This window comes from Rubneribacter sp. (assembly GCF_965361815.1).
Genome location: NZ_CBDTNW010000170.1, coordinates 1 through 13,838 on the forward strand (window position 1 = coordinate 1; position 13,838 = coordinate 13,838).

Genomic DNA, 13,838 nt, shown 5'->3' on the forward strand with positions numbered 1-13,838 from the left:
ACATCTGGTTCAACGGCTTCATGAACCCGTTCGTGCTGGGCGCGCTGGGCGTTGCCGGCAACGAGTACGTCACCATCAAGGAGTTCACGAAGTCCGCGTACGCGTACGCCGTCATCGCCATCGTGGCCATGATGGGCAGCATCCCGCTGTGGATGGCCATGGGCCTGTGCTGAGCAAGCCGTTTGAAGCGTCTCGCCCCGCCAGCGCGATCTGGCGGGGCCTCCGGCTTCACCACGCCTCGCCGTTGCTGCAGCCCACCTGCTCCCTCGGCGCCGGCGAGGCGTGGCGAAACGAGTTTCTTGGAGAGGAGTCCGCATGAACATCCCCCTTGCCATGCTTGTCCTGTACATCGTTCTCACCGTGGGAATAGGCGCCGTCGTGGCGGCGCGCGGGAAGGTGTCGTCCCGCCAGTTCCTCACCGCGCAGGGAAACCTTGCGTGGTACATGATCGTCCCGCTTCTGTTCGCCGAGATGATGGCGGGGGCGGCCACCATCGGCAAAGCCGCCACCGGGTTCACCACCGGCATATCGGCTGTGTGGGTAAACTGGGGCATGTCCATCGGCATGATAGTGTTCATTGTGTTCGCGGCGCGGTTCTACCGGGCCATGCACAGAAAATACGACATTTTGTCCGTGCCGGAGGCATTCCGGTTCATGTTCGATGAGCGCTGCCGCGCCGTGATGCTCATCATCGTGGTGGTGACGTACTGCTTTCTGTACTCGTCCCAACCCATCAGCGCCGCAGCGCTCATCGCCCCCATGACCGGCCTTGACCCCACCCTCCTGGCCTGGATGGTGTCCGCGCTGTTCATCTTGGTCACGTTGATGGGAGGCATGCGGGGCTTGGCCATCATGAACATCGTGCACATGGTGGTCATGTACGCGGGGCTTGTCGTGGCCACGTCGGGCAGCCTGAACATGGCCGGCGGCCTGGCGGTCCTGCAGGAGCAGCTTCCCTCAAGCTACTTCGACCTGCTGCAGCCAGATCCCTGGTCAACCTTGGCAAACGCCATCGGCATCGGCATCAGCTTCCTTGCGGCGGCCACGATGGTGACCGCCTCCATATCGGCCCGATCGGCACGCGACATGGGCATTGGGGCTTGGGGAGCTGCGGCCATCGTCATCCCGTTCGCCACCCTGCCCGCCATCATCGGCATGTGCGGCGTGCTGGTCATGCCCGACGCGGACCCGAACTCCATCCTGTTCTCCATGTCAAATGCCCAAGGCCCCGTCGTGGGAGGCGTGGTGTCCATGGCTATTGCAGCCGCCATCTGGTCTTCGGCACCCGCCGCGTTGCTGTTCGTCTCCAACACGCTCACGCAGGATTTCTACGCCGTCGTGCGACCGCACAGCACCGACCGCCAACGCCTTGCGTTCTCGCGGCTCATGGTGGTGGCGCTGGGAATCGTGTCCACGTGGCTGGGACTGAACGCCTCCTCCATCTTGGGGCAACTCTACGCCGCGTTTCAGATTCGCTCGGTGGTGGGCGTTGTGCTTCTGGTTGCCATGGTGTGGCCGCGCGTGAGCAGCACAGCGGCGTTCTGGTCGATGCTTGGCGGGGGCGCCATTGCGGCCATCTGGCATTTCGCCGGCAATCCCTGGGGCGTTGAGCCGCTGTGGCCCGCGTGCGGATTCACTATCGTCGTGCTGGGGGCGCTGACGCTTGTTAGCAGGCAGCAGGTCTCGGAAGGATACCTGCGTTACAAAGCCGCCCGCGACGAGCTAGCCGAAGCCGAGGGGAGAGCGGTGCGCGAACGGAAAACGAGCCGCTGACCGCCCTACGCCAAGCCCAGCCACACGCTCACTTTGGGCACGTAGCCCATCACGAAGATGATCACGATGAGCGCGGGAATGCCGTACTTGAGCCACGGGCGCGCCCACACGGGAAACCTCGCGCCCTTGCCCGCGTCGGCCTCGGCAAGGAAGCTCTCCCAACCCCAGCCCTTGCGCGTGGTGCAGAACAGCACGAACAGCAGGCTGCCCAGCGGCAGCATGTTGTTCGACACGATGAAGTCCTCGATGGACTGGATGTCGCCGATGGCCGGAATGGAGATGTCGGAAAGCACGTTGAACCCGAGCGCGCACGGAAGGCTGAGCACCGTGACCAGCACGGCGTTGGCCAGCACGGCGCGCCGGCGCGTCCATCCCCATTTGTCCATCGACCAGCTGATCAGGTTCTCGAACACGGCGATGACCGTCGACAGGGCCGCAAACGCCATGAACACGAAGAACAGCGCGCCCCACACGTTGCCAAGCGGCATCTGCCCAAACACCATGGGCAGCGTGACGAACACAAGCGACGGACCTTGATCGGGGCTGACACCGTAGGCGAAGCACGCCGGAAAGATGATGAGGCCGGCCAGCACGGCGACGACGGTGTTGAGCGCCGTCACGGACACGGCCTCGCCTGTGAGGCTGCGCTCGCGGCCGATGTAGCTGCCGAATATCTCCATCGCCGCAATGCCGAGCGACAAACTGAAAAACGCCTGGCCCATGGCGGCGTACACGGCCTCGCCGAACGTGCCCCACTGCTCGGCAAAAGTGGTGCCCGCAAACAGACGCGAGAAGTCGGGAACAAGGTAGAACGCAATGCCCTCGCCCGCGCCTGGCAGCGTGACGGCGCGCACGCAGAGCAGCAACATGACCACGAACAACGTGGCCATCATCCATTTGGTGACGCGCTCGACGCCCTTTTGCAGGCCCATGCTGCAAATGACGAAGCCGATGGCGATGGCGGCCAGCATCCACCCCACCAGCTCGCCGGGATTGGCGAGCATGGCATTGAATATCTGCCCGGTGGCCGCAGCGTCGGCAGCGCCGAACGTGCCCGAGGCCATCTTGGGAATGTAGGCCAGCATCCAGCCGCACACCGTGGTGTAGAACATCATGAGGATCATGCAGCCGACGTATCCCCACCACGAAAACCAGTGCCAACGCCGCGAGGGCTGCAACGCGTCGAACGCCTGAGCGGCCGATTTCTGGCTGGCTCGGCCCACGGCGAACTCCATCACCATGACCGGCAACCCCAGGATAACCAAAAACACCAGGTACATGAGCACGAACGCGGCGCCGCCGTACTCGCCCACGATGTAGGGGAACCGCCACACGTTGCCCAAGCCAATGGCGCAACCGGCGCTGATCAAGATGAAGCCGAGCCGCGATGCGAACCGCTCGCGCCCGACCGGCTGCGCGCCGACGGCGGCCTCACCAACGGTCGAGCGCGCGCCGGCGGCCTCACCTACGACCGAGCGCGCGCCGGCAGTCCCCTGCTCCTTGTCCATACCACACTCCTCTTGCGATCGCTTGCGCGAAATTGCTCAAAAATTGCGTCAAGATTTTAGCGCAAGAACGCAGTCGGAAGAGCCTGAATGCGGAAACGCCGGCGCAGGAGCGCGCCGCCGAGGCGCGCCCGCGCCGCGAATGGGGAGCACGGCCCTGCGCCGAATGGCTACAACTCCTTGGACAAGCGGGCAAGCTTGCGCTCGATAACCAGATCGGAGACGCCCTTCGCAACAAGCAGCACGCCGAGCACCAACACGAACATGGCGGTGGTGGCAAACGGGTTGGCGATGATGACGATGCCCCCGATTGCAACGGCCACGCTCACGAGCATCGCAACCACCCAGACGCCGCCTTGGTACGCGCGCAGCTCAAGCGATCGAACGGCGTTGACCACGCCGCCGATAAGCAGCAAAACGCCCAGAATCAGCGAGAAGAACCCCGCAACAACCTGCGGAAACATGAACACGAGCAAGGCAAGGACCAGCAGCACCACCGCATTGGCGAGCACCAAGGGGGAGCGATAGCGCGGGCCAGCCGAGCGCAGGTAGGCAACGAGCGAAGCCGCGCCCGACACCGCTAGGTAAACGGCGAGCATGTACACAACGGCGATGGCGGTGACGCCCGGCAAAAACGCCAGCAGCAACCCCAAGACGATGGACAAGACCGCCTGGGCGACCATGTTCGAGCGAACCGCATCGAGAAATGTTTTCATAGGAGAGCCTCTTTTCCAAAGGTAGCAGAAGACGCATGGCCCCTTTCAGGCGAGCGCCCACCATCCACTATACACGCCTTGGGGGCGCGAGGGGCGCGGAGAGCGACAACGATACGAAAGGGTAACGCGCTGATCGGGAGGCTTGGGGCGGGCGGCTGAGTTGGCAGGCCGGATTGGGAGGTTTGGGGCGGGAGGCCGGGTCGGGCGGCTGGGAGCGAATCGGCAGTTGGAGTAGCTGGACGGTTGGGGCTGGCTGGCGAGATGATCGCGTCATCTTGGGCTGTCCTCGGACCGCCGTAGGATCGTCGGCGCCACAGCGCGCCTGCATCACCCGCCCGCGCATCCTTCCACGTCACAAACTCAACGCCGCAAAGCCGTGCAAGCCCCGTCATCTCGAGTTCGCTCGCCCCTGTCACCTCCCCGCCCACGATCCGCGCATAATCCGCGCCACTCACCCGCCCATGATCGGTTAGTACTGCGATGGGTACGGAAAGCTAGGGGCACCTACCGCGACTTCCCGCCCGCGATCCCTCGCCCGACTTCCCACCCAAACCAACCCCTCGTCCACCACCCGCGCATGCCGCGCACCGCGCATCGCCGCTCGCCCGCATGGCGCATGATTGTGTTCGTTTCATGGTGGGCAAACTAACACTTGAAGCCGCAACGCAGCATGGGTATTATTTGTTCTTGCCGCTTTTCCTGCCTGAAGCGCTTCGTGCAGGAAGGGTAGGCGCAATGATGCGGGGTGGAGCAGTCTGGTAGCTCGCCGGGCTCATAACCCGGAGGTCGTAGGTTCAAATCCTGCCCCCGCGACCAGCATTTACACAGGTCAGCTTACTGATTCAAGTAGCTGGCCTGTTTTCTTTTGTCTCGCAGCAGGCATGCTCCCTGATGCCCTCAACGACGCGCTGTGCCTTCTTGTGCTTCTTCTTGGTGGTGCCGTCCTCTTGCTTCTTGTCGAAGGTGGGCGACAGGCGCGCTAGCGCATGACGTCAGTTTCGTAGGGCTCGTTTTCGGCCTGCTCATCTCCGTAAGACTGCAGGTGCATCACCCTGCACGAGTCGCTGCAGAATTGCTTCGTGTTGCGTTGTTGCTCGAAGAAGCGGTGACAGTGCTTGCACACGCCAATGGCTCCGACTCTCTCCTCCTTGCTAAGGCCGTCTGCGAAGTAGGACCAGGCTTTGGACAGGATGGTGTGGTGATATTTGTAGGTAGTGAGATCACATTCGTTTATCATCTTGCGCTCGCCGGACATGAGCAGCGAGAACGCCGTGGAGACATACGACCTGACTGCGCTTTCCATGTCAGCGGGCTTGTGGAGATGCATCTGTTTGATGGCCACGTGGGTGCTGAAGCCGAGAAGCACGTTGCCTGTGTTGTTCTTGAGCTTCTCATAGTAGTCGTGCAGGAAGACCGGCTCCTCAGCGTCGATGGTGCGCATCTCAGCCTTGCGGTCGCCTACGGGAAGGCCGTGTTCCTCTAGCGAGTTTCGACCAAAAAAGCAATCCGCATGGTATGATGCCGTCAGTAAGCCCGCCTGGCCTCTGCTTTCGAGCATGCACACTGGCGGGTTTTTGCCGCTCTAAGGACCTTTTCCCATGAAGTACACGAAACCGTTCCTCACATACGAGCAGCAAGCCGACCTACTGATGGTCGAGCACGTCGAGGTCTACATGCGCACCCAGCTCGCCTACCTACTGGCGGAGCAGACCGGATCGTTCGGCTTCCTCGAGCGCGGAAACCTGCCCAGGCTGAAAGGTGACGCCTACAACAAGTACCTGCGTGTCGAGGCCCAGGGCGTCCAGCGCGGCATCGCCGGCTGGCGCGACCACCCACTTGTTGGCGCGCGCTATGGCGCGGACCACTTCGTCCACGCTCGCGGGGACCTCGGTGTCGAGGAGCCGCTTTTCTCGGGGACGTAGCAGACGCCCCGGACGACGCGTGCTATCTCCCCGCTTTTCTCGATATATGAAGATTGAGGCGAATCGTCCTGGCAACTATCAAGCGGGCTGGTTCGGATGATTGCGCAGGATTGCCCATGGGGACAAATTGCCCCGGCGGTTGCGGCGTCCATCAGCCCCCCTCTTCCAACGTCGCCAGCATGGCGCGCAATCGCGAAAACGGCACCGAGCGCATGCTCCGCCTCGAAATACGCCAGAGCATGCAGGGAAGGCGCGCCGAAGCCTTGACGACACCGCAACAACCGCATCGCAGGCAGGCGATGAAGGGAGTCCCGCGCCGCCTTGAACAGCAGAGCGCCTACCAGCGCTTTTCATTCCCTGGATCGGCAGGCTCGTCGGTGCCTTGCAGCACTGCCCTCTCCCAATCGGCGCGACGGACCCGGGGACGGTGCTCCACTCCCTTGAACCACGCCAGCACGTGGTCGAGCGAAACGGGCTCGTAGCCGTTGGCGTCCACCCCCACGTCGTAGCGCAGCAAACGCTGAGCGCGGCACCATTCGTTGTAGGCGCGGCTCGCGTGGATGTGCCCGTGCAGATGAATGGACCCGTGGGCCAGCGACGGCCAGTCCATCAACGGGTAGTGCGACAGGATGAGCTTGCGGCCCCCGTCTATCTTGACGGTGCAGATGAGCGGTTCCACGACGAACGTGCCGGCCACGCCGGGCTGCGCCCAATCCTTGTCGTGGTTGCCCGGCACCAGGCGCACGTTGCGGCAGGCGATGCGACGGCGCCAAGCGGCCGCCTGCTCGCGGGTGATTTTGAACGAGAAGTCGCCGAGGATGTAGAGGACGTCGTCGGAAGCGACGTGCGCGTTGATGCGGTCGACGAGCGCTTCGTTCATAGCGTCAACGTCGGAAAACGGCCGCCCTGTGAATTCGACGGCTTTGGCGTGCCCTAGGTGAAGGTCGGATGTGAACCAGATCATGATACGCTCCTCGGCAATGCGGGCCACCACTATAGCGAACGAGCGCTGCGCAGGCAAGCTTCACGCGCATCCGCCCGTCGCAGCTACGCAAGCGACCCCGTTTCGGTAAATATCGTCGAAAAATTCTCGTCCGTTACCGTAGTGACGCAAGGCTATCGTCAAGGGTTTGCTGGGGACGCTAAACCGCATCTATGGGCGAGTCCGACACGCCAAGCACGCGAAGGCGCGGGCGGCGCCCAGGCACATTGGACGCGTAGCAGACGTACAGGCGCTCGGACGCATTGGACATTTGGGTACACGGGCATACGACGTACCAGACGCGGACGCGGGACGCTTGCGCGCCAGAATGTTTCACGTGAAACATTCGTTCCGACTTACCTGTTCGCTTGCGGGCGGTTCCATTGCACGGACGGACTGGTCCGCAGCGCTCACCGCGCCTTCGCCTGGTAGCCCTCGCCCCAGGTCCACATGGCGTCGATGATGGGGCGAAGGCTTTCGCCCGTGCCCGTGAGCGAGTACTCCACATGCGGCGGCACCTCGGGATACACGCGACGAATCACCAGCCCCGCTTCCTCCATATCGCGCAGGTTGGACGTGAGCACCTTCTGCGAGATGCCGCCGACGGAACGCTGGAGTTCTTTGAAGCGCATCGTCTTGTTCAGCAGCAGGTCGCGCATGATGAGCAGTCGCCATTTGCTGCCGATGAGCCGCACGCATGTCTCCACCGGGCACGCCGGCAAATCCGCACGTTTCGGCGCGTGCTCGTTGCTGAACTCAGCGTATGCTCCGTTTGTTCCATCCATGAGAATCCTTTCTTGCTCCGTGCGATGCCGCAACACAGCGCGCGGCCTTTTTTCCCCGTCGCAAAGTCCCTCCTGCGGCAACGCGCCTTGCGGCTGCCATGATCCAACACGACTTCGCGCATTGCCGCGGCGCCCCCGCATCGTTGCGGCGCGCCTCGGCCGCACACCGTCCCCCTTGCATTGCCGCGGCGCGACTCCCCGCATTGCTGCGGCGCGACTCCCCGCATCGCTGCGGCGCACCCCTTGCATCGTCGCGGCGCATCTCTCGCATCGCTGCGGCGCACCTCGCACATCGCTTCGACGCTGCCTCCTGCATTGCTTTATAGTTACCAAAAGGTACCTACAGCACAATATTGTGCCTACTTTCCCTTTGGTGCTCTGCATTCTAAGCTACGTTTCGTCAGAACGCAAACGGGCAAAGCGCCCCTACGAGAAAGGAACCCTCATGAAGATCGCAGTTGTCGCCGCGAACGGCAAAGCGGGCACGCTCATCACAGAAGAGCTGGTGAACCGCGGCAGCGAAGTGACCGCGTTCGTGCGCGGCGAGAACCGGACGGCCGCGCAGCACGCGGTGCGCAAGGACCTGTTCGATCTCGAAGCCACCGACCTCGCCGGATTCGATGCGGTGGTGGACGCCTTCGGCGCTTGGACGCCCGAGACGCCGCCCCAGCATTCCACTTCGCTTCGGCATCTGGCCGACCTGCTCTCCGGCACCGACACGCGCCTGCTGGTGGTGGGCGGCGCGGGCAGCCTGTTCGTCAATCCGGAGCACACCGTCACGCTTGACCAAACCCCCGAGTTCCCCGACACGTTCAAGCCGCTAGCCTCCGCCATGGCCGAAGCGCTGGCCGAGCTGCGCACGCGCGACGACGTGCGGTGGACCTACATAAGCCCCGCAGCCGACTTCCAAGCCGACGGTGAGCGCACGGGCGAATACCTGCTGGGCGGCGAAGAGCTGATAACGGGGTCTCAGGGATCCGTCATCAGCTACGCCGACTACGCTATTGCCCTGGCCGACGAAGCGGAGAGCGGCAACCATGTGCGCGAGCGCGTTTCGGTGGTGCGCAAGTAGCGCCCTCCTTGACGCAATGGGCGTGCACGACGCAAGAATGTTTCACGTGAAACATTCTTGCGTCGTATCGCCGCGAACGGACGGGGCAAGCAAACAGGGAGCTGCTTTTGCTGCGAACAGGCCAAGGTGGCTGTTCCGTCGCAAGCGGCGCAACGGGGAACCCGGGAATGTTTCACGTGAAACATTCGTTTGCCCTGTGCTCTTGGAATCGAAAAGAATGGGCAAGCAAGAGGAACAGCGACTGCCACGAGCAGGCGGAACGCAGCTCCTCTGCCAAGAGCAGCGCAACAGGACGCAACAGGGCGAAGCGCAGAAAGGCGAAGCACAACGGGACGCAGCGCAACAGGACGTGGCGCAACAGAGCGAGGCGCAACAGAGCGAGGCGCAACAGGACGCGGCGCAACGGAGCGAGGCATAGAAAGGCGAGGCGCAGCGCGTTTCACGCGGGACGCCTGCTTTGACTGCGCCGCGTCCAACGCACCAAACGCGTTCAGCGCGCAAAGAGCGAGGGTCCGCGCTCAAAGCACGGACCCTCGCTTCGCATCATCCGAAAAGGCACTCGGCCTTCAGCGAACGCCCTACGGCGCGGACCAGCTTACTCGTCCTCGCCTGCAGCCTGCTTCGCCGCCTCGGTCACCGAGGCGTTGGTGATGAGGATGAGGCTGGCCACCGACGCCGCAGCTTGCAGCGCCGTGCAGGCCACCTTCGCGGGATCGGCCACGCCCATGGAGATCATGTCGCCGTACTCGCCGGTCACGCAATTCAAGCCGAAGCCCTGCTTGGCCTCCTTGGCCTTTTCCACTTCCACGTTGCCGTCGAAGCCCGACGCGTACGCCAGCGCGCGCAACGGCTCCTCCACGGCCTTGCGGACGATGTCGATTCCCAGCTGCTCGTCGGCGTTGTCGCACGCCAGCGCGTCCACGGCGGACGCCGCCTGCAGAAGCGCCACGCCGCCGCCTGCCACCAGGCCCTGCTCGGCGGCCGAACGCGTGGCCAGCAGCGCATCCTGGATGCGGCTGCGAATCTCGTTCATCTCGCTTTCCGTGGCGGCGCCCACCTTCATCACGGCAAGGCCGTTGGAAAGCTTGGCCAAACGCTCGCGCAGAACGTCGCGGTCGTAGTCGGTGTGCTCGCGCTCAAGGTCGTTGCGGATCTGCGCGCAGCGCTCCTCGACAGCCTCGGGCTTGCCCTTGCCCCCGATGACCGTGGTGGTGTCCTTGGTGATCTGCACCAAGGCGGCACGGCCGAGCATGCTCTTCTTGGCGTCGGACAGGGCCAGGCCGCGATCAGGCGTGATGACCTCGCCACCCGTGAGGATGGCCAGGTCCTCCAGCTCCGTCTTGCGGCGGTCACCGTCCATGAGGCCGGGTGCCTGCACCGCCACGCTGATGAGCGTGCCGCGCGCACGATTCAAAAGCAGCGCCTTCATGGACTCGCCGCGCACGTCGTCGGCGGCAATGAGCAGGGGATGGCCCGAATCCATGACTTCCTCCAGCACGGGCACGACGTCTTTGAAGTTGTCGGCCAAGCGCTGGTCGGTCATCAGGATGTAGGGCTCCACCAGCTCGCCTTCCATGCGGCCCATGTCGTCGGCCATCTGCGGAGAGATGAAGCCGTGCTCGAACATCATGCCCTGGCGAAGCTCCACCTCTATGCCGAAATTCTGCGACTTCTCCACGGAGATGATGCCGTCTTTGCCGATGGCCTGCAGGGCGTCGGCGATTTTCTCACCGATCTCGGCATCGCCCGACGACACCGTGGCGATTTCCGCGAACTGGTCGCGCGTGGACACCTCCACCGCGTCTTTGAGCACCGCTTGCTCGATGGCGGTGGCGGCGCGTTGGATGCCGCGGCGCAGCGCCAGCGGATCGGAGCCGGCGGTCACGCAGCGCACGCCCTCGCTCACGATGGCATCGGCCAAGATGGTGGCGGTGGTGGTGCCGTCACCTGCGTCGTTGTTCGCAGCGATGGCGGCCTCGCGCACTATCTTCATGCCCATGTTCTCTATCGGGTCCGAAAGATCCACGTTGGCGGCCACGGTGGCACCGTCGTTGGAGACGTTGACTTTGGGCTTCTCCTTGGGCTTTTCCATTGCCACGTAGCGGCCCTTGGGGCCTATGGTCACCCGCACGGCATCTGCCAGTTTGCTCACGCCCGCAGCCATCTTTGCGCGCGCGTCGTTGTCGAACGCGATATCCTTGGACACGATCCTGTTCCTTTCTCGCTTTGCAGGGCGCGAGGCGCCCGTTTCGGTGAGCGAGCGGCCGCCAAGGAACGCAGCGCAGGTTCTTGTGCAGCCGCCAGAAAAGTCGCTAGGGAAAAATTAGCACTCTTTCGCTTTGAGTGCTAGTCATACGGGGGCTTTCGCGCAAGGAATTCAAAGCACGGGCCAGGCATCCGAGCGAGGGCCAGGCATCCGAGCCCCGGTCGGGCATCCGAGCGCGGGCCAGACCCGAATGCGCGTGCGGTTCCGCGCCCCGCCTGCTTCGCTCCGCTCCGCGCTCCCCGTCTGCCGCCGCGTCCCCAACGCAGCGCGTTTGGCTGCTGCGCAAACGCAAGCGTTGCACTACAATCGAAGGCGAAACACGCCGCAGATCGCAAAGGAGCTTGCCCATGGCCGTCATCGATGCCCATGCCCACATCTACCCCGACAAAATAGCCGCGCGCGCCGTGGACGCCATCGGAGAGTTCTACCTGGTGGACATGTACGGCAAGGGCACCGCCGAGCACCTGCTCTCCGTAAAGGACCGCTCCCCCATCACGCATTTCATCGTGCATTCGGTGGCCACGTCGGCGCGTGCGGTGGAGGGCATCAACGACTTCATAGCCACGCAGTGCTACGTGCATCCCGAGTTCATCGGGTTCATGACCATGCACCAGGATTACCCCGATCCCGAGGCCGAGATAGAGCGCGCCATCAGCTTGGGGCTTCGCGGCATGAAGCTGCATCCGGACACGCAGAAGGTGAACATGGACGACCCTCGGCTCATGGAGATCTACCAGATGATAGAAGGCCGCATGCCGCTGGTGGTGCACACCGGCGACTACCGCTACGATTACTCGCATCCCCGGCGCCTGGCGCACATCTTGAAAACGTTCCCCGACCTGGTGGTGGACGCGGCCCACTTCGGCTTCTGGTCGTGCTACGAAGTGGGGTACGACACGCTGCACCACCTGGACAACGTGTTCATCGACGCGTCCAGTTCCCAGTTCTTCTTAGGGCCGCGCCGCACGCGGGAGCTTGCGCGTCTCTGGGGCACCGACCGCGTGATGTTCGGGTCCGACTTCCCCATGTGGGATCCGGTCGACGAGTACAACCAGTTCGTCAACGCGGGATTCAGCGAGGACGAGCTGGAGAACATGCTGTGGCACAACGCCGAGCGCTTCGTCGGCGTGAAGGTGGACTGAGGGGCGCGCAACACGGCTGCACCCCCGCGCGCCGCAAGGCGCGGCGGATGCGGGGCTTACGCCTCCTCGGCCTCTTCGGAGGCGGACTCCAGCACCACGCGGATCTTGTCGATGCGATGGCGGTCCATGTCCATCACGGTGAACGACGCCTTTTTGCCGCCGTCCTCCACGGAAACGGCGTCGCCCTCGTCGGGAATGCGGTCGAACAGCGTGAGCAGCAAACCGCCCGCCGTCTCGCACTCCTCCGACTCCTCCGGCTCGAAGCCGATAAGCTCCACCGTGTCGTCGATGGGCAGCGAGCCGTCGATGAGGTAGCTGCCGTCGTCCAGCTTCACCACTTCGTCCGTCTCGCCGTGCAGGTACTCGTCGTCTATGCGCCCGACGATCTGCTCCATGATGTCGCTCATGGTGACGATGCCCGCCGTGCCGCCGTGCTCGTCTATGACCACGGCGATCTTCGTGCGTTCGGCCTGCAGAGTTTGCAGCAGCTTCGCGATGGGGATGCCCTCGGGAACCGCCTGGATCGGGCGCACGCGTAGATCGTCCACCGTGGCGTCTTGCGGCAGCGTGTAGAGGTCCTTCACATGCACGAAGCCGACGATGCGGTCCTTCGTGTCGCGGCACACCGGGTAGCGCGTGAACTTGTAGGACTGCACCAGCTGCAGGTTCTCTTCGAGCGAATCCTCCAGGTCGATGCAGATGACGTCGGTGCGCGGGGTCATGATGGCCTCGGCGTCCTTGTCGCCTAGATCGAAGATGTTGTCCACGTACTCGTTTTGCTCGGGGTCGATGAGGCCGCTTTCGGTGCTCTCGTCGATGAGCAGCTTGATCTCCTCGTCGGTGTACACCTCGTGCTCGTTGGCCACGTCGTGGCCCAAAAGCTTCATGACGCCGTTCGTGATGGAGTTGAACAGCCACATGACGGGGTACGTGATGCGGTAGAACCACACGAGCAGCCCCGCCGTGAGCAGGGCCCAGCGCTCCGTGGAGAAGATGGCGAGCGACTTAGGGATAAGCTCGCCCACCACAATGTGCAAAGCGGTGATGATGATGAAGCCCACGGCCACGGCGATGGCGTGGATGGCCGCCTCCGGCAAACCGATGGCTGCAAGAGCGGGCGAGATGAGGGCCGAGACAGCCGGCTCGCCCAGCCAGCCCAAGGCCAGCGAGGCCAACGTGATGCCCAGCTGGCACGCCGAAAGATAGGCGTTCACGTTGTCGGCGATGAGCTTGGCGTACTTGGCGCCGCCTTTGCCCTCGTCAAGGGCTATTTCGATCTGGGACTTTCGCACGCGCACGAGCGAGAACTCAGCAACGACGAAAAAGGCATTCATGATCAGGAAAAACAGAACAAGAAGCAAGCTGATTGCTGGGTGCATGGCTGCGGATGGTCCTCCTTTGTATGACATTCGCCTCGCTATCGTACGACACCGCTCCCCCCGGGTCGGTCGGCTGGTCGCAGAAACCCGCAGGTTTCCATAAGTGGGGGCCGAAGCGACGCGACGGAGGCGGGCGATGGCGGGGAACGCAGAGGGGGCGGGCGGCCGAGGCGCTGCGCGCTGGCGGGTTCGTCGAGGTTGGCGGTTGCCATCGCAGGCTCGGACGCAATGGACCCAGAAAAAGGCGGGCGCTTCGCGTGAAGCGCCCGCCAACCGACAGACTATGCAGCGACGGA

General features: G+C 63.5%; 11 protein-coding genes and 1 tRNA gene. 4 read left to right on the forward strand and 8 right to left on the reverse strand.

The genetic code is table 11. From position 1 onward, the window contains the following. Positions 1-315 precede the first annotated feature (315 nt). Entirely contained in the window at positions 316-1,773 is a 1,458-nt protein-coding gene (locus tag ACWKY3_RS12230) for a sodium:solute symporter family protein (RefSeq protein WP_449316683.1), read from the forward strand. 5 nt (positions 1,774-1,778) lie between these two features. Here ACWKY3_RS12230 and ACWKY3_RS12235 read toward each other — a convergent pair whose 3' ends face one another. Beyond that, positions 1,779-3,281, reverse strand: coding sequence for a sodium-dependent transporter (locus tag ACWKY3_RS12235; RefSeq protein WP_449316684.1), 1,503 nt, complete (start codon positions 3,279-3,281; stop codon positions 1,779-1,781). Positions 3,282-3,448: 167 nt separating this feature from the next. Continuing rightward, the gene (locus ACWKY3_RS12240) at positions 3,449-3,994 is read right to left on the reverse strand and encodes a DUF308 domain-containing protein (RefSeq protein WP_449316685.1); all 546 of its coding nucleotides are present in this window, start codon (positions 3,992-3,994) and stop codon (positions 3,449-3,451) included. Between the two features lie 739 nt (positions 3,995-4,733). On the opposite strand from ACWKY3_RS12240, the gene ACWKY3_RS12245 reads away from it, so the two are divergent. After that, positions 4,734-4,810, forward strand: a tRNA-Met gene (locus ACWKY3_RS12245). A gap of 163 nt (positions 4,811-4,973) precedes the next feature. Here ACWKY3_RS12245 and ACWKY3_RS12250 read toward each other — a convergent pair. The 4 genes from ACWKY3_RS12250 to ACWKY3_RS12265 all read right to left on the reverse strand — a co-directional run bounded on the left by ACWKY3_RS12250 (position 4,974) and on the right by ACWKY3_RS12265 (position 7,683). Next, positions 4,974-5,435, reverse strand: a complete 462-nt coding sequence (locus ACWKY3_RS12250) for a hypothetical protein (RefSeq protein WP_449316686.1) — start codon at positions 5,433-5,435, stop codon at positions 4,974-4,976. 253 nt (positions 5,436-5,688) lie between these two features. Beyond that, positions 5,689-5,868: a hypothetical protein gene (locus tag ACWKY3_RS12255; RefSeq protein ID WP_449316687.1), complete on the reverse strand. Its 180-nt coding sequence runs from the start codon at positions 5,866-5,868 to the stop codon at positions 5,689-5,691. Positions 5,869-6,253: 385 nt separating this feature from the next. Continuing rightward, entirely contained in the window at positions 6,254-6,880 is a 627-nt protein-coding gene (locus tag ACWKY3_RS12260; protein ID WP_449316688.1) for a metallophosphoesterase, read from the reverse strand. Between the two features lie 428 nt (positions 6,881-7,308). Further along, positions 7,309-7,683: a winged helix-turn-helix transcriptional regulator gene (locus tag ACWKY3_RS12265; protein ID WP_449316689.1), complete on the reverse strand. Its 375-nt coding sequence runs from the start codon at positions 7,681-7,683 to the stop codon at positions 7,309-7,311. 445 nt (positions 7,684-8,128) lie between these two features. On the opposite strand from ACWKY3_RS12265, the gene ACWKY3_RS12270 reads away from it, so the two are divergent. After that, positions 8,129-8,755 (forward strand): NAD(P)-dependent oxidoreductase, encoded by a 627-nt coding sequence (locus ACWKY3_RS12270; protein WP_449316690.1) that lies wholly within the window; start codon positions 8,129-8,131, stop codon positions 8,753-8,755. A 595-nt stretch (positions 8,756-9,350) separates the two neighbouring features. On the opposite strand, the gene groL is transcribed toward ACWKY3_RS12270, so the two are convergent. Next, entirely contained in the window at positions 9,351-10,961 is a 1,611-nt protein-coding gene (gene groL / locus ACWKY3_RS12275; RefSeq protein WP_449316691.1) for a chaperonin GroEL, read from the reverse strand. Positions 10,962-11,368: 407 nt separating this feature from the next. Here groL and ACWKY3_RS12280 point away from each other — a divergent pair, with 407 nt between their 5' ends. Beyond that, positions 11,369-12,163, forward strand: coding sequence for an amidohydrolase family protein (locus ACWKY3_RS12280; RefSeq protein ID WP_449316692.1), 795 nt, complete (start codon positions 11,369-11,371; stop codon positions 12,161-12,163). A gap of 56 nt (positions 12,164-12,219) precedes the next feature. Here ACWKY3_RS12280 and ACWKY3_RS12285 read toward each other — a convergent pair whose 3' ends face one another. Further along, positions 12,220-13,542 (reverse strand): hemolysin family protein, encoded by a 1,323-nt coding sequence (locus ACWKY3_RS12285; RefSeq protein ID WP_449316693.1) that lies wholly within the window; start codon positions 13,540-13,542, stop codon positions 12,220-12,222. Positions 13,543-13,838 lie beyond the last annotated feature (296 nt).